Source organism: Streptomyces sp., assembly GCF_036566765.1.
Lineage (GTDB): Bacteria > Actinomycetota > Actinomycetes > Streptomycetales > Streptomycetaceae > Streptomyces.
This window is the reverse complement of the sequence record NZ_DATCVQ010000622.1, coordinates 1-23,530: the sequence shown is the minus strand read 5'-3', so window position 1 is coordinate 23,530 and position 23,530 is coordinate 1. Positions and strand designations below refer to the sequence as shown.

The following is a 23,530-nucleotide window of genomic DNA, read 5'->3' as shown; positions in this document are numbered from 1 at the left end:
GCCTCGGGGCCGCCGTCCGCGCCCGCCCGCGCCGCCGCGTACCCGACCAGGAAGGTGGTCAGCGGGGCGGCGGGCCGGGCGACCCCGTGCGCGGCGTCGCGCGCCAGGTCGAGCAGGACGCCGGTGTCGACGTCGAGTTCGATGCCCAGTTCGTCCTTGACTGCGGTGATCCATTCGTCCAGCACGTTCCCATGCTCCCTGATCCGTGCCCGGGCCGCGGCGATGTCCTCCCAGGTGTCGCAGTCGAAGGAGGCCAGGGGGTCCGCGGCGATCCGGGCGGTCCGGAGCCCCTGGGTGAGCAGTCGCAGCGGCAGCCCGGCGAGCCCGCCGCGTTCCTCGGCCACGGATGCCAGCAGCTGCCGTACGGACCGCGTCCGGTACGCGGCGACGAGCGGCTGGTCGCGTCCGTCGGCGTCGACCGCGAGGACCGCGTCGGTCGTCCCGTCGCCGGTCAGGGCGTCGACGAGTCGCCGTACGGTCGTCTCGCCGAGGAACGGCAGATCCGCGGAGAGCACCAGCACGACGTCGGAGTCGACCTGCCGCATCCCCGCGTCGAACGCGGCGAGCGGCCCGCCGCCGGGCGGCTCCTCCCGCGCCCAGGCCACGGGCCGGACGGTCGGGCGGGGGTCGCCGACGACGACGGTCCGCCCCGCGGCCCGGCACACCGCGAGCACGCGGTCGAGCAGCGCGCGCCCGCCGACGCTCACACCGGGCTTGTCCGCCCCGCCGAGCCGCGTGGCGGCGCCCCCGGCGAGCACGATGGCGTCATACGAGGTGGTCACCCCAGCAGTATGATCCGCGGCTTCGCGAACCCGGCCCCACCGTGCGACACGTCTCACGGACGAAGACGCGTACAAGACGCCTACGAGACGCCTACGAGACGGATAGGACGCCGGATACGACGACGAAAGACGCCCGGACCGAGGCAGGGGAAGAGCCTCGGTCCGGGCGTCAGGGCTGGTCGGGTGCGATCCCGTCCGGTGCGGTCCGGTCAGAGCGTGCGGAGCAGTACCGCCGGGTTCTCCACGCAGTCCGCGACGTAGCGCAGGAAGCCGCCCGCCGTGCCCCCGTCGCAGACCCGGTGGTCGAACGTGAGGGAAAGCTGCACGACCTGACGCACCGCCAACTCGCCCTGGTGGACCCAGGGCTTGGGGATGATCCGGCCCACGCCCAGCATCGCCGCCTCGGGGTGGTTGATGATCGGCGTGGATCCGTCGACCCCGAACACCCCGTAGTTGTTCAGCGTGAACGTGCCGCCGGTCAGGTCCGCCGGAGTCAGCGTGCCCTGCCGGGCGGACTCCGTCAGCCGCGCGAACTCGGCCGTGAGCGACTCCGCCGTCCGCGTGTGCGCGTCACGGACCACCGGGACGACGAGACCCCGCTCGGTCTGGGCGGCGAAGCCCAGGTGCACGGACGGCAGCCGGACGATCTCGCGCGCGGCCATGTCCACGGTCGAGTTCAGCTCCGGGAACCGCGCGAGCGCGGCGGTGCAGATCCGGGCAAGCAGCGCGAGCAGCGAGATCTTCGGCCCGCCGGCCGCGTTCATCGCGGTGCGCGCCGCCATCAGCTCCGTCGCGTCCGCGTCGACCCAGCAGGTCGCGTCGGGGATCTCGGTACGGCTGCGGGACAGCTTGTCCGCGACCGCACCCCGGATCCCGCGCAGCGGAACCCTCTCCCAGCCTTCGGCCGGGGGCGCCCCCATCTCGCTTCGCTCGCCGACGGCGACGACCGAAGGGGCCGCGGCCGTAGCCGGAGCTGCCACGGGCGTCTCGGCCGCGCGCACGGCGCGCTCGACGTCGGCCCGCAGGATCAGACCGTCGGGACCGGAGCCGCGCAGCGCGCGCAGGTCCAGGCCCTTCTCGCGGGCCAGCTTGCGCACCAGCGGCGAGATGACCGGCACCGGCCCGTCGACCACGACCGGAGCCGTCACAGGAGCCGGGGCAGCCGGGACAGCGGCAGGCGCGGACGCCACCGCCGGAGCGTCCCGTCGGACCCGGCGACGCCGGGCCGCGGGGCCCGCCGTGCCGTAGCCGACCAGCACATTCCCGGAGTACTCGGAGGACTCCGCGTCCTTCGCCTCGGGCTGCCGCGCGGCCGCGGCCGCTCCGGCCCCGTCACCGTCGGCCGGCTCCCCCACGGCCACCGTCAGCAGCGGTGCGCCGACCGGGAGTTCGGTCCCCTCCTCGCCGAACCGGGCGGTGACCACGCCCCCGTACGGGCAGGGCACCTCGACCATCGCCTTGGCCGTCTCGACCTCGACGACCGGCTGGTCCACGGCGACCACGTCGCCGACGGCGACCAGCCAGCGCACGATCTCCGCCTCGGTCAGACCCTCGCCGAGGTCGGGCAGCTTGAACTCGAGCACCTGGGCCATCAGCTCCCCGCCTCCCACTGCAGCCGCCCCACCGCGTCCAGGATCCGGTCCACGCCGGGCAGGTGGTGCCGCTCCAGCATGGGCGGCGGGTACGGGATGTCGAAGCCGGCGACGCGCAGCACCGGCGCCTCCAGGTGGTGGAAGCAGCGCTCGGTCACCCGGGCGGCTATCTCCCCGCCGGGCCCGCCGAAGCCGGTCGACTCGTGGACCACGACCGCCCGGCCGGTGCGCCGCACGGACGCGCAGACCGTCTCGTCGTCGAACGGCACCAGCGAGCGCAGGTCCACGACCTCCAGGTCCCAGCCCTCGGCCTGCGCGGCCTCGGCCGCCTCCAGGCAGACCGGAACCGACGGGCCGTACGTGATCAGCGTGGCGCTGGTCCCCGGGCGGCGCACGACCGCCTTGCCGATCGGCTCGACCGCGGCCGGCGACTCGGGCGACCAGTCGGACTTCGACCAGTAGAGCCGCTTCGGCTCCAGGAAGATCACCGGGTCGTCGGAGGCGATCGCCGCCCGCAGCAGCCCGTAGGCGTCCTCCACCGAGGACGGGGTGACGACGTGCAGGCCCGGGGTGGCGATGTAGTACGCCTCGGAGGAGTCGCTGTGGTGCTCGACGCCGCCGATTCCGCCGCCGTACGGCACCCGCACCACCAGCGGCATCGGCATCGCGCCGCGCGTGCGGTTGCGCATCCGGGAGACATGGCTGATCAGCTGCTCGAACGCCGGGTAGGCGAAGGCGTCGAACTGCATCTCGACGACCGGCCGCAGCCCGTACATCGCCATGCCCACGGCGGTGCCGAGGATGCCGGCCTCCGCGAGCGGCGTGTCCGTGCAGCGGTCCTCGCCGAACTCCTTCTGGAGCCCGTCGGTGACGCGGAAGACGCCGCCGAGCGTGCCGACGTCCTCGCCGAGCACGTGGACCGTCGGGTCCTCGGCCATCGCGTCCCGCATGGCGCGCTGCAGCGCCTGCGCCATGGTGGCCGGGCGCGGCTTCGCCGCCACCGTCTTCGCCACCGTCGTCGCTCTCGTCATCACGCCTCGCTCTCGGCGTCGAGCTCGGCCCGCAGCTGCGCCGCCTGCTCGCGCAACTGTGCCGTCTGCTCCGCGTACACGTGCGCGAAGAGGTCCATCGGGTCGAGCACCGGGTCGGCGTTCATCCGCTCGCGCAGCGCCGCCGCCATCGTCTCCGCGGCCTCGGCCGCCTCCCGTACGCCGTCCTCGCCGAGCACTCCGCGCTCCGTCAGGTCCCGCTCCAGAATCCGGATCGGATCGTGCTCGCGCCAGGTCTCGACCTCGCTGTCCCCGCGGTAGCGGGTGGCGTCGTCGGCGTTGGTGTGCGCGTCGATCCGGTAGGTGATCGCCTCCACCAGGGTCGGTCCGCCGCCGCGCCGGGCGCGGGCGATCGCCTCGGTGAGGACCTGGTGCACCGCCACCGCGTCGTTGCCGTCGACCAGCCGGCCCGGCATGCCGTAGCCGACCGCCTTGTGGGCCAGGGACGGGGCCGCGGTCTGCTTGGCGAGCGGCACGGAGATGGCGAAGCCGTTGTTCTGCACGAGGAAGACCACCGGGGCCTGCCAGACGGCCGCGAAGTTCAGCGCCTCGTGGAAGTCGCCCTCGCTGGTGCCGCCGTCGCCGACCAGGGCCAGCGCGACCACGTCGTCGCCCTTGAGCCGGGCGGCGTGCGCCAGACCCACGGCGTGCGGCAGCTGGGTGGCCAGCGGGGTGCTCAGCGGGGCTATGCGGTGCTCGCGCGGGTCGTACCCGGTGTGCCAGTCGCCGCGCAGCAGCGTCAGGGCCTGCACGGGGTCGAGCCCGCGGGCCACGGCCGCGAGGGTGTCGCGGTACGAGGGGAAGAGCCAGTCCCGCTCCTCCAGGGCCATCGCGGCCGCGACCTGGCAGGCCTCCTGGCCGGTGGTGGAGGGGTAGACGGCAAGCCGGCCCTGCTTGGTGAGGGCGGTGGCCTGCGCGTTGTACCGCCGGCCGCGCACCAGCTCGGCGTACAGCCGGCGCAGCAGCGCGGGGTCGGCGTCGGCCATCGCGTCCGTGCCGATCACCCGGAAGGGCGAGGCGTCGGGCAGCAGCGGCGCGGGGTCGGTGCGCGGCTGCCAGGCCGGCGGCGGGGTGGGCCGGTAGGCGACGGCAGCGGGCGGCGCTTGGACTGTCGAACTGCGCTGTTGCAACGAGTCCACCTCCTCGTGGGAGCGGGCATAAGACCCGAAGGCGGGTGGCGCGAATGTGGCGCGCCTCACCTACCGATTGTTCGGTCGTGGACGCATTTTGGCTACAGGCGCCCTCAGCCTGTGGACAATCGGTTCTCCACAGCCTGGGATAGAGGCAGGTCGTCCAAAGGAGAGAGGCGGGGGGACATGGCGGATGAACAAATGGCCGACGGCGGGACCGACAGCGGGGAGCACGCGCTCGCGCCGCGCCCGCTCGACGCGATCGACAAGGCCATCCTGCGCATCCTCCAGACGGACGGTCGCGCCTCGATACGCTCCGTGGCCGAACGGGTGCACGTCTCCCGGGCGAATGCCTACGCGCGGATCAACCGGCTGATCGACGACGGCGTGATCCGCGGTTTCAGCGCACGCCTGAACCACGAACGGGCCGGCCACGGCGCGTCCGCGTACATCACCCTCAAGATCGTCCAGAACTCCTGGCGCACGGTGCGCGAACAGCTCCAGGCCCTGCCCGGAGCCGCGCACATCGCCCTGGTCAGCGGCGACTTCGACGTGCTGCTGCTGGTGCACACGCCGGACAACAGGACGCTGCGCGAGCTCGTCCTGACGAAGATCCAGTCGATCCCCGAGGTGCTGTCCACCCGCACCCTGCTGGTCTTCGAGGAGACGGACCTGGACCCCGACCGGCCGTAGCGCGGACGGGGCGGGGACAGCGCTTCAGCGCGTTGGCCGGGGACAAGGCTTCAGCACGTGGCCCGGGGACAAGGCTTCAGCGCGTGGCCCGGGGACAAGGTTTGACGTGCGGGCCTGCGCAAAGGCTTCAGCGCGCCGTCCGCAGCCCGTCGAACGCGAGGTGCACGACGGTGTCCGCGAGCTGCTCGCGGTCCGTCTCGCCGCCGGCCCCCGGGTGCGGCCGGTACCACTCGACCAGTGAGTTCACCATGCCGAACAGCAGGCGGGTGGCGAGCCGGATGTCCACGTCCGCCCGCAGGTCCCCGTCGGCGACGGCCGCCTTCAGCAGCTCCGCCACCTTGTGGTCGAACTCGCGGCGCCGCTCCAGCGCCCACCGCTCGGTCCCGGTGTTGCCGCGCACCCGCAGCAGCAGCGTCACGTACGGCAGCTCCGCGGTCAGCACCTCGACCGTCCGCCGCGTCACGTACTCGACCCGCTCGACCGCCCGGCCCTGCAGCGCCCCGGACTCCTCCAGGATCCCGAAGAGCCCGTCGAGCGCCCGGCTCACCGCGCGCCGCAGCAGCTCCTCCTTGCCCGCCACGTGGTGGTAGATCGAGGACTTGGAGATGCCGGCGGCCTTGGACAGGTGCTCCATGGACGTGCCGTCGTAGCCGCGCTCGTTGAAGACCCGCACCGCCACCGAGAGCAGCGTCTCCGGCGTGTAGGTGTCACGCTTCGCCGTCGTCATGGCTCACTCGCCCCCCATCTCGGCGTAGGTGCGGCGGTACAGCGCCAGGGAGGGCGCGTAGCGCCCCGTGGGCACCCGCGTGTGGAGTTCGTCGAGCAGTTCGTGCGCCCAGGAGGAGCCGAGCCTGCGGCCCCATTCGACCGGGCCGATCGGATAGTTGACGCCCAGCCGCATCGCGGTGTCGATGTCCTCGGCGGACGCGACGCCCTTGGCGACGGCGTCGGCGGCGAGATCGACCAGCATCGCCACGGTGCGGGCGACGATCATGCCGGGGACGTCCCCGATGACGCTGACCTTCTTGCCGAGGGCCTGGAACAGGCCTATCGACTCCCGGAGCGTCTCCCAGGACGTGACCTCCGAGGCGGCCAGCGCGACCCGGGTCGCCGCCCGGTAGTCCAGCGCCAGGTCGAAGTAGACGACGTCGCGGAACTCGACCGAGGTCTGGCCGTCGGCGAGCGCGAGCTGCCCGCCGCTCGGCAGCAGGATCCGGGTGCCGCGGTCCTCCTCCGTCTCGCGGACCGTGATCCCGGCCTCGCGGGCCATCGCGATCAGCTCGTTCGCCGGCCCCAGCTCGCCCTCGACGACGATCTCCGCGGGCGGCTCGGTCGCCGGGGCGGTGTGCGGCTCGGGGGGCGTCGCGCCCTCCGCGTACGAGTACCAGCCCTGGCCGGACTTGCGGCCCAGACGGCCGGACTCGACCAGGCGGCGCTGAGCCAGCGAGGGCGTGAACTTCGGGTCCTGGAAGAAGGACTCCCACACCGAACGGGTGACCGCCTCGTTCACGTCCTGGCCGATCAGGTCGGTCAGCTCGAACGGGCCCATCTTGAAGCCGCCGCTCTCGCGCAGCACGGCGTCGATGGTGGCCGGGTCCGCGGCGCGCTCCTCGTACACCTTCAGCGCCTCGGCGTAGAAGGGGCGGGCGATCCGGTTGACGATGAAGCCGGGGGTGTCGGCGCAGCGCACCGGGGTCTTCCCCCAGGCCTTCGCCGTGTCGTACGCGGCGGTGGCGGCGGCATCGGCGGTGGCGTGCCCGCTGACCACCTCGACGAGCGGCAGCAGGGGCGCCGGATTGAAGAAGTGAAGCCCGACGAAACGCTCCGGCAGCCGCAGCGCACCGGCGACGGCCGTGACGGAGAGGGAGGAGGTGTTGGTCGCGAGCAGACAGGCGTCGTCGACGACCTTCTCCAGCGCGGCGAAGAGCTCCTGCTTGACGTCGAGACGCTCGACCACGGCCTCGACGACGAGGGCGCTGTCGGCCAGCTCGGCGAGCTGCTCGGCCGGGAACAGTCGGGCGACGGCGGCGGCGCGTGCCTCCGCGTCCAGCCGCCCCTTCTCGACCAGGCGGTCCAGCCGGGCGGCGATCGCCGCGGCGGCGGCCTCGGCCCGACCGGGAACGGTGTCGTGGAGCCGGACCGGGTGGCCCGCGACCAGCGCCACCTGGGCGATCCCCTGGCCCATGGTGCCGGTGCCGACGACGGAGACGGTTCGGCTGTGCTCGATGGCGGTCATGTCGGTGATCCTCCCCTACTCGGTCATCCACAGGTTCTGCGGACCCCCTTGTACCGACCGATCGTTCGGTTACTCTAACTCTGTCCGCCTATTCCTGCCCAGCTCACCGAGGAGTTGGTCCTTGATGGCCGCCGCTCAGCTGACCACCGACCACCTGGCCGAGAGGCACCGGTCGACGCTCGACCAGGCACTCGACACCATCCGCACCCGTGCCTACTGGTCCCCGCACCCCGAGCACCCCAAGGCCTACGGGGAGAACGGCTCGCTGAGCGCCGCCGACGGCCTCGCCGCGTACCAGGCCCTCCTCGACGGCCGCTTCGAGCTCGACCAGCCCGGCACGGACGGCTGGACCGGTGGCGAGATCTCGCCGTACGGCCCCGTCCTCGGCATCGAGTACCCGCACGCCGACATCGACGTGCTGCTGCCCGCGATGCGCGCCGGCGCGGCCGCCTGGCGCGACGCCGGGCCCGAGCTGCGCGCCCTGGTCTGCGTCGAGATCCTCGCCCGGATCTCCGCCCGCACCCACGAGTTCGCGCACGCCGTCATGCACACCAGCGGCCAGGCCTTCATGATGGCGTTCCAGGCCGGCGGCCCGCACGCGCAGGACCGCGGCCTGGAGGCCGTGGCGTACGCGTACGCGGAGCAGACCCGCACCCCCGCCGGCGACGCCGCCTGGTCCAAGCCGCAGGGCAAGCGCGACCCGCTGGAGCTGACCAAGCAGTTCACCCCGGTCGCCCGCGGCATCGCGCTGATGATCGGCTGCAACACCTTCCCGACCTGGAACGGCTACCCGGGCCTGTTCGCCTCCCTCGCCACCGGCAACCCCGTCCTGGTCAAGCCGCACCCGCGCGCCGTGCTCCCGCTGGCGCTCACCGTCAAGGTCGCCCGCGAGGTGCTCGCCGAGGCCGGATTCGACCCGAACCTGGTCGCGCTGGCCGTCGAGCGGCCCGGCGAGGGCATCGCCAAGACCCTGGCCGTCCGCCCCGAGATCAAGATCATCGACTACACGGGCTCCACCGCCTTCGGCGACTGGCTGGAGGACAACGCCCGCCAGGCCCAGGTCTACACGGAGAAGGCCGGCGTCAACACGGTCGTCGTCGACTCCACCGACGACTACAAGGGCATGCTCTCCAACCTGGCCTTCTCGCTCTCGCTCTACAGCGGCCAGATGTGCACCACCCCGCAGAACCTGCTGATCCCGCGCGACGGCATCGCCACCGACGCCGGCCCCAAGTCGTACGACGAGGTCGTCGCCGACCTCGCGGCCGCCGTCGGCGGTCTGCTCGGCGACGACGCCAGGGCCAACGCGCTGCTCGGCGCCCTGGTCAACCCCGATGTGAAGGCCCGCCTGGAGGCGGCCGCGGGGCTCGGCGAGGTGGCCCTGGAGTCGCGCGAGGTGGCGAACCCGGACTTCCCCGGGGCCGTCGTCCGCACCCCGGTGATCGTGAAGCTGGAGGGCTCCAAGCCCGAGGCGCAGGCCGCGTACCTCGCCGAGTGCTTCGGCCCGGTCTCCTTCGCCGTCCGCGTCGAGTCCACCGCGGACGCGGTGGAGCTGCTGCGGCGCACGATCCGCGACAAGGGCGCGATGACCGTCGGCGCGTACACGACGTCCGCGGACGTCGAGCGCGCCGTCGAGGAAGTCTGCCTGGAGGAGTCGGCGCAGCTCTCGCTGAACCTGACCGGCGGCGTCTACGTCAACCAGACCGCGGCGTTCTCCGACTTCCACGGCTCCGGCGGCAACCCGGCTGCCAACGCGGCGCTGTGCGACGGCGCGTTCGTCGCCAACCGCTTCCGCGTGGTGGAGGTCCGCCGCCAGGCCTGAGGCCCGGCCGCCCGTGCGATGCGCGGGCGGGCCTGGGGGCTACTGGACCTCAGGCACGTCCGCGTACCGCTGGACCCACGCGTGCATGGCGATCGCCGCCGCCGCGCCCGCGTTGATCGACCGCGTCGAGCCGAACTGGGCGATCGAGCACACCATCGCGGCGTGCTTCCGGGCCTCCTCGGTGAGGCCCGGCCCCTCCTGCCCGAACAGCAGCACACAGCGGCGCGGCAGCACGGTCCGCTCCAGCGGCACCGCGCCCGGCAGATTGTCGATCCCGATGATCGGCAGGTCCTCGGCCGCGGCCCAGGCCGTCAGCGACTCCGTGTCCGGGTGGTGGCGGACATGCTGGTACCGGTCGGTGACCATCGCCCCGCGCCGGTTCCAGCGCCGCCGCCCCACGATGTGGATCTCCCTGGCCAGGAACGCGTTCGCGGTCCGCACCACCGAGCCGATGTTGAAGTCGTGGCCCCAGTTCTCCACGGCCACGTGGAAGTCGTGCCGCCGGGTGTCGAGATCGGCGACGATCGCCTCCCGCGTCCAGTATCGGTAGCGGTCGACGACGTTGCGCCGGTCGCCGCCGGCCAGCAGCTCAGGGTCGTACCGCTCGCCGCGCGGCCAGGGCTCGGGGTGCGGCCCGACGCCGACCTCGGTCCCGTAGCCCTCGTCGTACTGGATCGGCTCGCCCGGCTGGACGGGCACGTCCGGCTGGACGGGCGCGCCCGAGTCGTCCGATCGGTTCGGCTCGTCCGGCGTGCTCGGCTCTTCGGCGGTGCTGGTGCTCACCCGACGAGGGTACGGGGAGCGCCCTCCGCCTCCGCCGGCCGCGGCCTCGGCACCGTGCCCCGGCCCACCCGCGCCAGAGCCCGGTCCCGGCCCCGCATCGCCCGCGCGCCCAGCCACACCAGGAACGCCGTCGGCAGGAACACCGCGTCCGCGGCGATCATCGCCAGCGAGAAGAACGGCAGCCCGAGCAGCACCGCGATCCCCGCGTGCTCCAGCATCATCGCGACCAGCAGGACGTTCTTGACCTTGCGGTTGAAGAGCGTGAACGGAAACGCGACCTGCACCAGGACCGTGCCGTAGGTCAGCAGCATCACCATCACGCCGCTGGACGCCAGCACGTCGGAGAGCGCGGGCCAGGGCGTGAAGTAGTCCAGCTTGAGCGGGTAGTACAGGGCCGTGCCGTCCTGCCAGCGCGAGCCCTGGATCTTGTACCAGCCGGCCGTGGCGTAGATCAGACAGACCTCGGCCATGATCACGACCAGCGTCGCGTTGTGCACGAGGTTCGCAAGGACGTCGAGCAGCGTGCGCGGCTCGCCCGGGGCGTACCGGCACACCATCCACCACAGCGCCTGGGACAGCCAGAGCACCCAGAGCAGCGAAAGGAGCCAGGCCTCGCCGGTGCGGCCGGAGAAGTACGTGGCGGCCAGCAGGAACCCGCCGAGCACCGTCCACAGGAGCGGCCCCACGACGTCCCGCCGCTCCGGGTCCTGCGGGGCGCGGGCGGCCCGCCGCGCGTCCAGCGACCAGACCTGGCCGCAGCGGGTCAGGACGAGGTAGATCGCCATGATGTGGACGACGTTGTCGCCGCCGTCGCCCATGAAGATGGAGCGATTCTGCAGCGACAGCACCCCGGCCATGAAGACCACGGACATCGCCCGGGTACGCCAGCCGACCAGCAGCAGGGCACTGGAGAGCACGGCGAGGGCATAGACGATCTCGAACCACAGATGGCTGTCGGACCACATCAGGGCCGTGAACGAGCCGTTGTCGGCGATCAGCCGCCGGCCCATGTCCCAGGTCCAGGGCCCGTCCGGGCCGTACAGCTCATGGCGGTGCGGCAGCTCGCGCAGCAGGAAGAGCAGCCAGGTCAGCGCGAAGCCGATGCGGACGATCGCGGCCTGGTGCGGGCCGAGCGCGGTGCTCGTGACGCGCTGGACGGCGCGCGAGAGCCGCCGGTCGAGCGGCTCGGGGCGGACGGAGGCGGGGAGGGGGTGCGGGGCGGGCGCGGTGGCGGGCACCCCGGCCGGCGCGGATTCGTGCGCCGTCTCGTGGGCGCTGCCGTGCACGGTGTCCCCGGTCGCTGCCGTGTGTATGCCGTCGTGCGCGGCGTCGCGGGCGCTGTCGTGCGCGGCGTCGTGGGCGCTGTCGTGCGCGGCGTCGTGGGCGCTGCCTCGGTCGCTGCCGTGTATGCCGTCGTGCGGGATGCCGGTCACCTGGCGGCCTCCGTGTCCGTGCGGTCCTTGCGCGCGCCCTCGGGCAGGTCGGCGGCGGTCACCGTCCACCAGGGCAGGGTCCGGTACTGGGCCTCCTGCTCGCTCTTGTCCCGGTCCCACGGGGGCCTGGCGACCGAGCGCGTCTGGGAGCGCACCTGGATCCGCTCGACGCGGCCGCCGACCCGGTCCTCGTCGAGGCGGAGCATCACCATGCGGCGGACGTAACGCTCGGAGAGCCGGCCGCGCGCGCCGTTCGGCTCGTTGTCGGCGTCGTGCGAGTTCACATAGAAGTCCCAGCCGCGGCGGAGCTCGTTCTGGAACGCGTGGCTGGGCAGCGGATTGCCGCGTATGTTCTCGGCGTCCTGGGCGGAGAGGTCGATCCACCCGGTGGTGCGCCGCCCGCCGTCCCGGGAGGCGACGACGGCGCGGACCTGGACGGCGATGTTCTGCTGCAGCGGGTTCGGGGCGAAGAGCTTCCAGTTCTGCTCGAACTCGGGATAGATCCAGTCGTCCACCGCCTCGCCGTTCTGCTTGGTCAGCGTGTTCGACGGCGCGACGTGCAGGAACACCATGGCCAGATGGCCGCAGGCGAGGACCGCGACCACGGCCAGGGCCACGGCGGCCACGACCTGGTAGGGCATCGAGAGGCCGGCTATGCCCCCGCCGGGCGGGGGCGCCGGGCGCGTGGATCCGGGCTGCGTGCGCCCGTCTCGCGCGCCCACGTCGTCGTACGAGTCCATCCCGCCCCGATCCCGATCGGCCCCGTCAGTTATCCACAGGGTTGACACCTTACGGGCCGCCGACCCACCATTGAAGTCATTCAACCGAACGATCGGTCGGTAGGGGGTCCGATGACCGCAGTGACGTCAGCGACATCAGTGACGGTGGACGAGTCGGTCCACGAGGCGGTGTTCGACGCCGCCGTCGCGGCGGACGAGCGCATCGAGCCGCGCGACTGGATGCCGGACGCGTACCGGGCCTCTCTGGTCCGCCAGATAGCGCAGCATGCCCACTCCGAGATCATCGGCATGCAGCCGGAGGCCAACTGGATCACCCGCGCCCCCTCGCTGCGGCGCAAGGCGATCCTCATGGCCAAGGTGCAGGACGAGGCCGGCCACGGTCTGTATCTGTACAGCGCGGCCGAGACCCTCGGCACCAGCCGGGACGAGCTGCTCGACAAGCTGCACGCCGGCCGCCAGAAGTACTCCTCGATCTTCAACTACCCCACGCTGACCTGGGCCGACGTCGGCGCCATCGGCTGGCTCGTGGACGGCGCGGCGATCACCAACCAGGTCCCGCTGTGCCGCTGCTCGTACGGGCCGTACGCGCGCGCCATGGTCCGGATCTGCAAGGAGGAGTCCTTCCACCAGCGCCAGGGGTACGAATCGCTGCTCGCCCTGTCCCGGGGCACCGAGGAGCAGCACGCCATGGCGCAGGACGCGGTGAACCGCTGGTGGTGGCCCTCGCTGATGATGTTCGGCCCGCCGGACGACGAGTCGTCGCACTCCGCCCAGTCGATGGCCTGGAAGATCAAGCGCCACTCGAACGACGAGCTGCGCCAGCGGTTCGTCGACATAGCCGTCCCGCAGGCCGAGGTCCTCGGCCTGACGCTCCCCGACCCCGACCTGCGGTGGAACGAGGAGCGCGGGCACTACGACTTCGGGGCGATCGACTGGACGGAGTTCTGGGAGGTCCTGAAGGGCAACGGCCCCTGCAACGAGCAGCGGCTGAGCAAGCGGCGCCAGGCCCACGAGGACGGCGCCTGGGTCAGGGAAGCAGCGGCGGCGTACGCCGGGAAGCACGGGGAGGCGCAGGGATGAGCACCGACGGATGGCCGCTGTGGGAGGTGTTCGTGCGCTCGCGCCGCGGACTGTCCCACACGCACGCGGGCAGCCTGCACGCGCCGGACGCCGAGATGGCCCTGCGCAACGCCCGGGACCTGTACACCCGGCGCAACGAGGGCGTGTCGATCTGGGTGGTCCCGTCCGCCGCGATCACCGCCTCCTCGCCCGACGAGAAGGACCCGTTCTTCGAGCCGTCGGCCGACAAGCCCTACCGGCACCCGACCTTCTACGAGATCCCGGAGGGGGTGAAGCACCTGTGACCGCCCGTACGGACACCGACACCGGCACCGGCACCGCAGTGCCCGCCGTGCCCGTCGCGGCCGCGCTCGCCCTCGGCGACGACGCCCTGGTGCTCTCCCACCGGCTGGGGGAGTGGGCCGGGAACGCGCCGGTCCTGGAGGAGGACGTCGCGCTCGCCAACATCGCGCTCGACCTGCTCGGCCAGGCCCGCGTCCTGCTCTCGATGATCGGCGACGAGGACGAACTGGCCTACCTCCGCGAGGAGCGCGCCTTCCGCAACGTGCAACTGGTCGAGCAGCCCAACGGCGACTTCGCGCACACCATCGCCCGGCAGCTGTACTTCGCCACGTACCAGCGCCTGCTGTACGCGCAGCTGGCCGCCGGGGACGGCCCGCTGGCCGGCCTCGCGGCGAAAGCCGTCAAGGAGGTGGCGTACCACCAGGACCACGCCGAGCAGTGGACCCTGCGGCTGGGCGACGGCACCGCCGAGAGCCACGAGCGGATGCAGCGGGCCTGCGACGCGCTGTGGCGGTACACCGGCGAGCTGTTCCAGCCCGTCGAGGGGCTGGACGTGGACCGGGAGGCGATGGAGGCCGCCTGGCTGGAGTCCGTCACCGCCGTGCTGCACCGCGCCACGCTGACCGTGCCCGAGGGGCCGCGCAGCGGCGCGTGGAGTGCGGGCGCGGGCCGCCAGGGCCTGCACACCGAGCCGTTCGGCCGGATGCTCGCCGAGATGCAGCATCTGCACCGCAGCCACCCGGGGGCGTCGTGGTGACCATGACGGCGCTCGAGGAGGAACTGAGCCGGATCGCCGGCGCCGTTCCCGACCCCGAGCTGCCGGTGCTGACCCTGGAGGAGCTCGGCGTGCTGCGCGGGGTGCACTTCCTGGCGCCCGGCAAGGTCGAGGTCGAGCTCACCCCCACGTACACCGGCTGCCCGGCGATCGAGGCCATGTCCTCGGACATAGAGCGCGCCCTGCACGAGCACGGCGTCCCCGAGGTGTCCGTGGTCACCGTCCTGTCTCCCGCCTGGTCGACGGACGACATCAGCGAGGAGGGCCGGCGCAAGCTCACCGAGTTCGGCATAGCCCCGCCGCGCCCGCAGGCGGCGACGGCCGGCGGACCCGTTCCGCTGACGCTCGCGATCCGCTGCCCGCACTGCGGCTCGACCGACACCGAGCTGCTCAGCCGCTTCTCCTCCACCGCGTGCAAGGCGCTGCGTCGCTGCACGGCCTGCCGCGAACCGTTCGACCACTTCAAGGAGTTGTAGATGCTGTCCTCAGGCGCCGGACGGGCCGGGTTCCATCCGCTCCGGGTGAGCGCGGTCGAGCAGCTCACGGACGACGCGGTGGCCGTGACCTTCGCGGTCCCGCCCGAGCTGCACGAGACCTACCGCCACACCCCCGGCCAGCACCTCGCCCTGCGGCGCACCGCGCAGAGCGGCGAGGAGATCCGGCGCACCTACTCCATCTGCGCCCCGGCCGTGCCGGCCGGCGAGGCCCCGGTGCTGCGGGTGGGGATCCGGCTCGTGGACGGCGGCGAGTTCTCGACGTACGCGCTGAAGGAACTGGCCGTGGGCGACACGGTCGAGGTGATGGAGCCGATGGGCCGGTTCGTCCTCGAACCGCGGCCCGGGCACTTCGCGGCCGTCGTCGGCGGCAGCGGCATCACCCCCGTGCTGTCCATCGCGGCGACCCTGCTCGCCCGGGAGCCCGGGGCCAGGTTCTGCCTGATCCGGAGCGACCGGACCGCGGCCTCCACGATGTTCCTCGACGAGGTCGCGGACCTGAAGGACCGCTTCCCCGACCGCTTCCAGCTGGTCACCGCGCTGTCCCGGGAGGAGCAGCAGGCCGGGCTGCCGTCCGGTCGCCTCGACGAGGAGCGGCTCAGCGCGCTGCTCCCGGCGCTGCTGCCGGTCGGCGAGATCGACGGCTGGTTCCTGTGCGGTCCGTTCGGCCTGGTCCAGGGTGCGGAGCGGGCGCTGCGCGGGCTCGGCGTGCCGCGCGCCCGGGTCCACCAGGAGATCTTCCACGTCGACGACGGCTCGGCGCCCGCGCCCGCCCCGGCGGCCGGCGCTCCCGTGCACGCGACGCTGACCGCGACCCTGCACGGCCGGTCGGGCGACTGGCCGGTGCAGGAGGGCGAGACGCTCCTGGAGACGGTGCTCCGGGCCCGCGCCGACGCCCCGTACGCCTGCAAGGGCGGGGTGTGCGGCACGTGCAGGGCGTTCCTGGTGCAGGGCGAGGTGCGGATGGACCGGAACTTCGCGCTGGAGCCGGAGGAGACCGACGCCGGCTATGTGCTGGCCTGTCAGTCCCATCCGGCCACGGCGGAGGTGGAGTTGGACTTCGACCGCTGAGCCGCGCCCATTCCCTTCCCCTAGAACCTGTTCTATCTTGACGCTCCGTCAGACGACTGAGGGCGCGCAGGACGGCGGGCCGTCCGGGCGTCCCGGCGGCAACAGGAGGGCAGGGCTGTGGACTTCACCTTCACCGAGGAGCAGCAGGCGGCCGTCGAGGCGGCCCGCGGGGTCTTCGCGGACGTCACACCCGACCGGGTGCCCAGCCCGGCGCTCACCCCGGGCGCGGTGTCCGACGAGTTCGACCGGCCGCTGTGGGCCCGCCTCGCCGACGCCGACCTGCTCGGACTCGTCCTCGACCCGCGGCACGGCGGCGCCGGCCTCGACCTGCTCGCGCTCTGCCTCGTCCTGCGCGAGTCCGCCCGCGTGCTGGCCCGCGTCCCGCTGCTCGAACACTGCGCCGTCGCCATGACCGTGGAGCGGTACGGCGCCCCCGCGCTCGCCGACGAGCTCCTGCCCGCGGCCGGCCGCGGCGCGCTCGTCCTCACCGTCGGCGCCCAGGGCCGCACCGGCCACGACCCCGCCGAGCTCGCCGTCACCGCCCGCCGGGACGCCGACGGCTGGATCCTCGACGGTCTGCACTCGGCCGTCCCCTGGGCCCACTCCGCCGACCTGATCGCGCTGCCCGCGCACACCCCCGACGGCCGCGCCGTCGTCGCCCTGGTCCCCCGCGGCCACAGCGGCCTCACCCTCGCCGAGCAGTACTCCACCACCGGCGAACTGCTCGCCGAAGCGCGCCTCGACGCGGTACGGCTCGACGGCGCCCGTGTCATCGACGCCGAAGGCGCCTGGGAATGGCTCCGCGGCGTCCTCGCCACCGGCACCTGCGCGCTCGCCCTCGGACTCGGCGAGAGCGTGCTGGCGATGACCAGCCAGTACACCGGGAAGCGGGAACAGTTCGGCTTCCCCGTGGCCACCTTCCAGGCCGTCGCCGTCCAGGCCGCCGACCGCTACATCGACCTGCGCGCCATGGAGGTCACCCTCTGGCAGGCGGCCTGGCGGCTCAGCACCGGTGCGGGCGGGGCGCTGCCCGTCGCCGGCGACATCGCGGTGGCGAAGATCTGGGCCTCGGAGGGCGTACGCCGGGTCGTACAGACCGCGCAGCACCTGCACGGCGGCTTCGGCGCGGACACCGACTACCCCCTGCACCGCTTCCACGCCTGGGCCAAGCACCTGGAACTCGCCCTCGGCCCGGCCGCGGCGCACGAGGAGACCCTGGGCGGCCTCCTGGCCGCCCACCCGCTCGGCTAGGTCACCCGGCTACCGCCGTCGGACTAGAGAACGAAGGCGGCGCTGCCGTCCTCGGTGACCATCGGACGGCTGGCGCCGTCCCAGGCGAGCATGCCGCCGTCGACGTTCACCGCGTCGATGCCCTGCTGCACCAGGTACTGGGTGACCTGCGCCGACCGCCCGCCGACCCGGCACATGACGTACGCGCGCCGGCCGTCGGCCACGGCCTCGGTCACCTCGCCGAAGCGCGCCACGAAGTCGCTCATCGGCACGTGCAGCGCGCCGTCGATGTGACCGGCCGCCCACTCGTCGGCCTCACGGACGTCGACCACCAGGGCGTCCGCCGGCACGGAAGCGGCGTCCACCGAGGGAAGCGGGGCGAAGTTCATGGATCAGGCCTTCTCTCGTGCGTACGGGTACGGAAAAAACCTACTGCACCGGCCCGGTCAGCGCGGAAAGCTCCGCCTCGCGCTCGGCGACCTGCGCCAGCAGCTGCTCGGCGATCTCCTCGAGCAGCCGGTCCGGGTCGTCCGGGGCCATCTTGAGCATCGAGCCGATCGCGCTCTCCTCCAGATCCCGGGCGACCACCGTCAGCAGCTCCTTGCGCCGGGCCAGCCAGTCCAGGCGCGCGTACAGCTCCTCGCTCTCGCTCGGCCGCTCGCTCTCGGGCACCGGCCCCGCCGCCCACTCCTCGGACAGCTCCTGGAGCAGCGCGATGTCCCCGCGCCCGTAGGCGGCGTTCACCCGCGTGATGAACTCCTCACGCCGGACCCGCTCCGCCTCGTCGCGGGCCAGGTCGGGGTGGGCCTGCCGGGCGAGCTCGCGGTAGAGCTTGCGGGCCTCCTCGCTCGGCCGTACGCGCTTCGGCGACCGCACGGGCCGGTCGGTCAGCATCGCGGCGGCCTCGGGGGACAGGCCGTCGGAGTCCAGCCAGTCATGGAAGAGCTCGTCGACCCCGGGCATCGGCATGACGACCGCCCGGGCCTCCTGCGCCCTGCGCAGGTCCTCCGGGTCGCCGGTCCGTGCCGCGCGGGCCTCGGCGATCAGCGCGTCGAGCTCGTCGAGCCGCGCGTACATCGGGCCGAGCTTCTGGTGGTGCAGCCGGGAGAAGTTCTCGACCTCGACGCGGAAGGTCTCGACCGCGATCTCGAACTCGATCAGCGCCTGCTCAGCGGCCCGCACGGCCCGCTCAAGCCTGGCCTCGGGCCGTTCCTCGTTCACGTCGCTCACGTCCACGTCGTCACTCCGACTCGTCACCCACCCACCCTACGGTCGATCCGAGGGGGCCCTCCCCCCTCCCTCCCCCTCCCCCCCTCCCCGCCCCCGTCGGCTAGACGCCCAGCTCGGCCGCTATGCGGCCGCTGCGGACCGCGGTCAGCAGGTCCGCGTGGTCGGCTTCGGTGCGGTCCGCGTAGGCGACAGCGAAGGACGCGACCGCCTCGTCGAACTCCTCGTTCTTGCCGCAGTAGCCGGCGAGCAGCCTGGGGTCGACGCTGTGCGCGTGCGCCCGGGCCAGCAGTGCGCCGGTCATCCGGCCGTAGTCGTCGGCCTGGTCCGCGGTGAGCGCCGCCGGGTCCACGCTCCCCTTCCGGTTCCGGAACTGCCGCACCTGGTACGGCCTGCCCTGCACGGTCGTCCAGCCCAGCAGGATGTCGCTGACCACCTGCATCCGCTTCTGCCCCAGCACCACGCGCCGCCCCTCGTGCCCGGCGTCGGGGACGTCGAACCCGGCGGCGGGCAGGTACGGCAGCAGCGCCGAGGGCCTGGCCTCCTTCACCTGGAGCACCAGCGGCTCGCCCCGGTGGTCCAGGAGCAGCACCACGTACGAGCGGGTGCCGACGCTGCCGGTGCCGACGACGCGGAACGCCACGTCGTGTATCGCGTACCGGGCGAGCAGCGGCAGCCGGTCCTCCGAGACGGTCTCCAGGTACTCGGCGAGCGAGGCGGCGACGGCGGCGGCCTCCGCGTCGGGCACCCGCCGCAGTACCGGCGAGGCGTCGACGAAGCGGCGGCCGGCCGTGCCGTCGGCGTCCGTGACGGACTCGGTCGACTTGGCGGCGAACCGGGCGCTGGTGTTGTTCCGCGCCTTCTCCGCGACCCGCTCCAGCGTCCCGAGCAGGTCCCGGGCGTCGGTGTGCGAGACGAGCTCCTCGTCCGCGATCGCATTCCACGCGTCGAGGGCGGGGAGCTTGGCGAGCAGCCGCATGGTCCGCCGGTACGCGCCCACCGCGTCGAACGCCGCCGCCCGGCAGGCGTCCTCGCTCGCGCCGGCCGTGCGCCCGGCCAGGACGAGGGAGGCGGCGAGCCGCTTGACGTCCCACTCCCACGGTCCGACGACCGTCTCGTCGAAGTCGTTGAGGTCGATGACGAGCCGGCCGCGTGCGTCGCCGTAGAGGCCGAAGTTCGCGGCGTGCGCGTCGCCGCATATCTGCGCGGGGACGCCGGTGACCGGCGAGCCGGCGAGGTCGTGGGCCATCAGCCCGGCGGAGCCACGGAGGAAGGCGAACGGAGTGGCGGCCATCCGGCCGACCCGTATCGGCGCGAGCTCGGCGACCCGGCCCCGGCTCGACTCCTCGACCGCGCGCACCGCGTCCGGCCGGCCGTCGGCGAGCACCAGGGCGGCGTGCGCGGCACGCGGCACGCGCTCCCGCAGCCGCTTGCCGCGCTCCTTGGGAGAGTCCGCCGCTTCCGCCCCCGCGGTCGCCCGGCGTGCGAACCCGGGGACGACGGGAACCCGCCCGCCGCCTCCGGCACTTCGCTGCTCCGGCACCGCCACCCGGACCTCGCCCATGGGACGCCCTCCCCGTTCTCGTACAGGTCGCGCGACGTGGGACGCGCAACATCAACTGCCCAGACCGTACCGGCGCTGTCGATCAGCCGTCTGCCCCTGTGGACGGCGGGCCCCTTGGGGACAACTCCGTCACCCTCACGGTCACTCACACGGCGACGGCTTCCTCCATCTCCGTCTCGGCCTCGGCGCCCGCCCGCTTCCGGGAGGCGGCCTCGCCGTCCGGCACCGCACCGGGCGCCACGGCCCGCCGTCGTACGCCCTCGGCCCTGCCCGCCGCGGCCATCGTCACGACGCCGACGAGCAGCCAGGCGACGAGGACGATCACGTTCCGGCCGAGTCCCTGCCCGTCGAAGTACACGTGGCCGCGCAGACCCTCGACGAACCCGGCGCCGTTCCAGAACGCGTGCAGCGAGCCGAAGAAGCCGGGCTGCAACTCGGGGCGGTAGATACCGCCGGAGCTGGTGAAGTTGAGCATCACGAACAGCACCATCATGCCGAGCGTCGTCCACCGCTTGAGGAAGGTGTGGAGGCCGACGCCGATCAGCAGGATGCCGGCCGCGTACAGCCAGCTCATCGCCCACAGTCCGCCCAGCCCCCGGTCGACGAGGTGGAACACCGGTCCGGCGAAGGCCGTCCCGATCAGGCTGACGACGAGGGACATGCCGGAGGCCAGCAGTGCCCTGATCCGCAGCGGCAGGACGGCCCCGGCGCCGCCGATCACGGCGACGGAGGCGTACGAGCCGATGCTCACCGCGACCAGCAGGAAGAAGATGCCCTGGCCGGTGGCGTCGCCCTCGGAGACCGGGGCGACGTCGGTCACCTTAAGCGGCGCTCCCTGGCCGGCCGCGACTTTGGTGAACACCTTCTCCACGGCCATCGCGCTGGTGTCGGAGGAAGCCGAGGCGACCAGCAGCTCGGGGCGCTCGCCGGGGAGGTACGCGCCGAAGCTGGACCGGTCCCGCAGCGCCGCCACGGCTTCGTCGCGGTCGGGCACGGTCCGTATGTCGAGGGCGCCGGCGCCCTTGTCGTGCAGGGTCTGCGCGAGGACCTGGGCGCCGGGGCCGGAGCCGACGACGTCGACGCGCAGGTCGTGCGGCTGGGGGGCATGGAAGGCGCCGAGGTAGGCCAGGCCCATGCCGAGGCACATCAACAGCGGGGTGATCAGGTGCCCGAGCACATGCCGCAGCGCCCCGGCGGTCCAGGCCGCGCCGGGCGTTGCCGATGCCGTTCGTGTCCCTGCGGACATGGGAGGACCTCCACGACGGTTGAGGCAATGGTTGGCTTTTACAACTCAAAAACTGTTGTACCGTACACTCAATCCGTTGTGTTGTACAACTGAGAGGGAGCCCGCCGGGCGGCAAACAGTAAGGAGCGCACCATGTCAGGCACGCGTGACGCATCCGTCGACATCATCCAGCGCGAGCTGACCGCGTTCGCCCGCCGCGCCCGCGCGGCCGCCGCCCGCGTCCACCCCGAGCTCTCGCTCGTCTCCTACACGCTGCTCTCCCACATCGAGGAACAGCACGGCTGCCGCGCCACCGACCTCGCGGCCCACTACCTCCTGGACAAGTCGACCGTCAGCCGGCAGATCGCCGCCCTGGAGAAGCTGGGCCTGGTCGAGCGCCGCCCCGACCCGGACGACCACCGCGTGCAGGTCCTCCACCCCACCGAGGCGGGCAGCGCGATGCTCGCCACCGCGCAGGCCAGCCGCCTGGCGGCCTACCAGGAACGGCTCAAGGACTGGTCCACCGACGACCTGGCCCAGTTCGCCGCCCTGCTCCTGCGCTACAACGCAGCCGGCTCCGGCGAACCCGTCCGCTGACCCCACCCGCTCCGACCGGGGTCAGCCCCGCCCCGCCGGAACCCTGCTCACAGCCCCGCGTCCCGCGCCAGCAGCGCCGCCTGCACCCGGTTCTCGCACCCGAGCTTCGCCAGGATGCGGCTCACGTACGTCTTCACCGTGCCCTCGCTCATGTGCAGCCGTCTGCCTGCGTCCGCATTGGACAGCCCCTCGCCGAGCAGCGCCAGCACCGCGCGCTCCCGCTCGCTCAGCGCCTCGATCCTCCCCCGGGCCTCCTCGGCGCGGGCCGCCTCCCGGCCGGACGCCAGCTGGTCGACCACGTGCCGGGTGGCCGCCGGCGAGAGATACGCGTCACCCGCCGCCGTCGCCCGCACCGCGCGGATCAGCTCGGCCGGCGCGGTGTCCTTCAGCAGGAACCCGACGCTGCCGTGCTCCAGCGCCCGCAGCACGTTCTCCCGCTCGCCGAAGGTGGTCAGCACGATCACCCGCGCGTTCGGGACCGCCCGCCGCAGCTCCGGCAGCGCGGCGAGCCCGTCGAGCACCGGCATCTGGATGTCGAGCAGCACCACGTCCGCGGCGTGCGCCCGGGCCTCCTCGACCGCCTCCCGGCCGTTCGCCGCCTCCGCGACCACCTCGATCTCCGGGTCGGAGGTGAGGATCATCCGGATCCCGGCCCTGATCAGCGGCTCGTCGTCGGCGACCACCACTCTGATGCGCCGCCCTGTCACGGCCACCCCCATCCCGCCGTACCGGCTACCGCCTGACGTCGTACGCCTTCTTCTCGACCAGCTTGCCGTCCTTGAAGCAGAACCGGAAAACCGGCTCCGTCTCGACGGTTATGTCGTCCGGCACGTCGGAGGACATGAGCACCAGACACCGGGAGCCCTCCGGCTCCTTCGGGCCCTTGCCGTGCAGCCCCGACGTGGCGACCGAGTCGCCGCTGGGCAGCCGGTCACGGACCTGCTGCTCCTCCATGCCGACGGTGATCTCCTCGTACTGCTTCGGGTCGATCATCGCCTTGTTCACCGCTCCGATCAGGAAGAAGAGTCCGAAGCCGCCCGCGATCACCAGCAGCACCGCCGCCGCGACCGCGATCCCGCAGCCCAGCGCGACCCCTCCGCTCCTGCTCCTGGCCCTCTCCCCCTGCAACGACATCGCCAACTCCCGCTCCGTGAAGGACAGGTCGGACAACGGGTCCGCCCGCCAGTTCATGACGGGAACACCCTCGCCTTTCGCAGGGCTCGTCGACTGCTGCCGGAAGTCGTCGGCCGCATCGACCAAAGGCGTGACTTCCACGACCCCGTACGGCAGCACCCCGGCGACCCGGAACCCGCCGTCGTCCACCGGCCCGGCGTGCACCATCCCGCCGACCAGCCGGGCCCGCTCGTGCAGCCCCGTCAGCCCCTGCCCGCCGCTGACCACGTCCCCGGCCGGCAGCACGGCGGCCCCGTTGACGACCTCCACCACGAAGGCGTCCGGCTCGTATCGCAGCTCCACGCCGATCGTCGCGCCCGGCGCGTGCTTGTACGCGTTCGTCAGCGCCTCCTGCACGATCCGGTACGCCGCGACGTCGACCTCGACGGGGATCGGCCGCGGCACGCCGTCGCTGGTCAAGGTCACCCGCAGCCCGGAACGGCCGGTCCGCTCGATGAGTTCCGGCAGGGCCGCGAGCCCCGGTTGCGGCTCCCGGTGATCGGTCTGGCCCGAACGCATCGTGCCGAGCAGGGTCCGAAGCTGGGCGATCGC

At 72.9% G+C, this 23,530-nt stretch carries 24 protein-coding genes; 9 read left to right on the top strand and 15 right to left on the bottom strand.

Annotation, left to right across the window (positions count from 1 at the left end; all coding sequences use genetic code 11):
- The 4 genes from mobA to pdhA all read right to left on the bottom strand — a co-directional run.
- On the bottom strand, positions 1 to 782 hold a 782-nt coding region (gene mobA / locus VIU94_RS36350), incomplete at its 3' end, for an NTP transferase domain-containing protein (RefSeq protein WP_331918425.1).
- A gap of 209 nt (positions 783 to 991) precedes the next feature.
- A complete protein-coding gene (locus VIU94_RS36345; RefSeq protein WP_331918423.1) occupies positions 992 to 2,374 on the bottom strand; it encodes a dihydrolipoamide acetyltransferase family protein in 1,383 nt (460 codons plus the stop codon).
- A complete protein-coding gene (locus tag VIU94_RS36340) occupies positions 2,374 to 3,405 on the bottom strand; it encodes an alpha-ketoacid dehydrogenase subunit beta (RefSeq protein WP_331918421.1) in 1,032 nt (343 codons plus the stop codon). The genes VIU94_RS36345 and VIU94_RS36340 overlap by 1 nt, the downstream gene beginning before the upstream one ends.
- Complete coding sequence (gene pdhA / locus VIU94_RS36335) at positions 3,405 to 4,562, bottom strand: pyruvate dehydrogenase (acetyl-transferring) E1 component subunit alpha (protein ID WP_331918419.1); 1,158 nt, start codon at positions 4,560 to 4,562, stop codon at positions 3,405 to 3,407. Before pdhA ends, VIU94_RS36340 begins: the two co-directional genes overlap by 1 nt.
- Before the next feature lie 177 nt (positions 4,563 to 4,739).
- Here pdhA and VIU94_RS36330 point away from each other — a divergent pair, with 177 nt between their 5' ends.
- Positions 4,740 to 5,246 carry an Lrp/AsnC family transcriptional regulator gene (locus tag VIU94_RS36330; protein WP_331918417.1) on the top strand — a complete coding sequence of 169 codons (507 nt, stop codon included), beginning with the start codon at positions 4,740 to 4,742 and terminating at the stop codon, positions 5,244 to 5,246.
- A 127-nt stretch (positions 5,247 to 5,373) separates the two neighbouring features.
- Here VIU94_RS36330 and VIU94_RS36325 read toward each other — a convergent pair whose 3' ends face one another.
- Entirely contained in the window at positions 5,374 to 5,973 is a 600-nt protein-coding gene (locus VIU94_RS36325) for a TetR/AcrR family transcriptional regulator (protein ID WP_331918415.1), read from the bottom strand.
- Between the two features lie 3 nt (positions 5,974 to 5,976).
- Positions 5,977 to 7,482 carry a 3-hydroxyacyl-CoA dehydrogenase gene (locus VIU94_RS36320; RefSeq protein ID WP_331918413.1) on the bottom strand — a complete coding sequence of 502 codons (1,506 nt, stop codon included), beginning with the start codon at positions 7,480 to 7,482 and terminating at the stop codon, positions 5,977 to 5,979.
- A gap of 124 nt (positions 7,483 to 7,606) precedes the next feature.
- Between VIU94_RS36320 and paaN the strand changes: the two genes are divergently transcribed.
- Positions 7,607 to 9,304 carry a phenylacetic acid degradation protein PaaN gene (gene paaN, locus VIU94_RS36315; protein WP_331918411.1) on the top strand — a complete coding sequence of 566 codons (1,698 nt, stop codon included), beginning with the start codon at positions 7,607 to 7,609 and terminating at the stop codon, positions 9,302 to 9,304.
- Positions 9,305 to 9,343: 39 nt separating this feature from the next.
- Here the strand turns inward: paaN and VIU94_RS36310 are convergent, their stop codons facing one another.
- The 3 genes from VIU94_RS36310 to VIU94_RS36300 form a co-directional block, all read right to left on the bottom strand.
- Positions 9,344 to 10,003 (bottom strand): TrmH family RNA methyltransferase, encoded by a 660-nt coding sequence (locus VIU94_RS36310; RefSeq protein ID WP_331918431.1) that lies wholly within the window; start codon positions 10,001 to 10,003, stop codon positions 9,344 to 9,346.
- An 80-nt stretch (positions 10,004 to 10,083) separates the two neighbouring features.
- The gene (locus VIU94_RS36305) at positions 10,084 to 11,325 is read right to left on the bottom strand and encodes an HTTM domain-containing protein (protein WP_331918429.1); all 1,242 of its coding nucleotides are present in this window, start codon (positions 11,323 to 11,325) and stop codon (positions 10,084 to 10,086) included.
- Positions 11,326 to 11,516: 191 nt separating this feature from the next.
- Positions 11,517 to 12,260 (bottom strand): DUF5819 family protein, encoded by a 744-nt coding sequence (locus VIU94_RS36300; protein ID WP_331918409.1) that lies wholly within the window; start codon positions 12,258 to 12,260, stop codon positions 11,517 to 11,519.
- Positions 12,261 to 12,371: 111 nt separating this feature from the next.
- On the opposite strand from VIU94_RS36300, the gene paaA reads away from it, so the two are divergent.
- From paaA to VIU94_RS36270, 6 genes are all read left to right on the top strand, one after another.
- On the top strand, positions 12,372 to 13,340 hold the full coding sequence (gene paaA / locus VIU94_RS36295) for a 1,2-phenylacetyl-CoA epoxidase subunit PaaA (protein WP_331918407.1): 969 nt from the start codon (positions 12,372 to 12,374) through the stop codon (positions 13,338 to 13,340).
- Positions 13,337 to 13,624: a 1,2-phenylacetyl-CoA epoxidase subunit PaaB gene (paaB, locus tag VIU94_RS36290; RefSeq protein ID WP_331918405.1), complete on the top strand. Its 288-nt coding sequence runs from the start codon at positions 13,337 to 13,339 to the stop codon at positions 13,622 to 13,624. The genes paaA and paaB overlap by 4 nt, the downstream gene beginning before the upstream one ends.
- 47 nt (positions 13,625 to 13,671) lie before the next feature.
- Positions 13,672 to 14,379 (top strand): 1,2-phenylacetyl-CoA epoxidase subunit PaaC, encoded by a 708-nt coding sequence (gene paaC / locus VIU94_RS36285; protein ID WP_331918427.1) that lies wholly within the window; start codon positions 13,672 to 13,674, stop codon positions 14,377 to 14,379.
- On the top strand, positions 14,373 to 14,873 hold the full coding sequence (gene paaD / locus VIU94_RS36280; protein ID WP_331918403.1) for a 1,2-phenylacetyl-CoA epoxidase subunit PaaD: 501 nt from the start codon (positions 14,373 to 14,375) through the stop codon (positions 14,871 to 14,873). Before paaC ends, paaD begins: the two co-directional genes overlap by 7 nt.
- Complete coding sequence (locus VIU94_RS36275; protein WP_331918401.1) at positions 14,874 to 15,962, top strand: 2Fe-2S iron-sulfur cluster-binding protein; 1,089 nt, start codon at positions 14,874 to 14,876, stop codon at positions 15,960 to 15,962. It begins immediately after the preceding gene.
- A gap of 117 nt (positions 15,963 to 16,079) precedes the next feature.
- The gene (locus VIU94_RS36270; RefSeq protein ID WP_331918399.1) at positions 16,080 to 17,213 is read left to right on the top strand and encodes an acyl-CoA dehydrogenase family protein; all 1,134 of its coding nucleotides are present in this window, start codon (positions 16,080 to 16,082) and stop codon (positions 17,211 to 17,213) included.
- Positions 17,214 to 17,236: 23 nt separating this feature from the next.
- On the opposite strand, the gene VIU94_RS36265 is transcribed toward VIU94_RS36270, so the two are convergent.
- The 4 genes from VIU94_RS36265 to VIU94_RS36250 all read right to left on the bottom strand — a co-directional run bounded on the left by VIU94_RS36265 (position 17,237) and on the right by VIU94_RS36250 (position 21,229).
- Positions 17,237 to 17,581, bottom strand: coding sequence for a rhodanese-like domain-containing protein (locus VIU94_RS36265; protein WP_331918397.1), 345 nt, complete (start codon positions 17,579 to 17,581; stop codon positions 17,237 to 17,239).
- Positions 17,582 to 17,621: 40 nt separating this feature from the next.
- Positions 17,622 to 18,449: a J domain-containing protein gene (locus tag VIU94_RS36260; protein WP_331918395.1), complete on the bottom strand. Its 828-nt coding sequence runs from the start codon at positions 18,447 to 18,449 to the stop codon at positions 17,622 to 17,624.
- Between the two features lie 73 nt (positions 18,450 to 18,522).
- Positions 18,523 to 19,983, bottom strand: coding sequence for a DUF2252 domain-containing protein (locus VIU94_RS36255; RefSeq protein WP_331918393.1), 1,461 nt, complete (start codon positions 19,981 to 19,983; stop codon positions 18,523 to 18,525).
- Between the two features lie 145 nt (positions 19,984 to 20,128).
- Positions 20,129 to 21,229 (bottom strand): ABC-2 transporter permease, encoded by a 1,101-nt coding sequence (locus tag VIU94_RS36250; RefSeq protein WP_331918391.1) that lies wholly within the window; start codon positions 21,227 to 21,229, stop codon positions 20,129 to 20,131.
- A 132-nt stretch (positions 21,230 to 21,361) separates the two neighbouring features.
- Here VIU94_RS36250 and VIU94_RS36245 point away from each other — a divergent pair, with 132 nt between their 5' ends.
- Positions 21,362 to 21,805 (top strand): MarR family winged helix-turn-helix transcriptional regulator, encoded by a 444-nt coding sequence (locus VIU94_RS36245; protein ID WP_331918389.1) that lies wholly within the window; start codon positions 21,362 to 21,364, stop codon positions 21,803 to 21,805.
- Positions 21,806 to 21,852: 47 nt separating this feature from the next.
- Here VIU94_RS36245 and VIU94_RS36240 read toward each other — a convergent pair whose 3' ends face one another.
- A complete protein-coding gene (locus VIU94_RS36240) occupies positions 21,853 to 22,512 on the bottom strand; it encodes a response regulator (protein WP_331918387.1) in 660 nt (219 codons plus the stop codon).
- Between the two features lie 25 nt (positions 22,513 to 22,537).
- On the bottom strand, positions 22,538 to 23,530 hold a 993-nt coding region (locus VIU94_RS36235), incomplete at its 5' end, for a sensor histidine kinase (protein ID WP_414721065.1).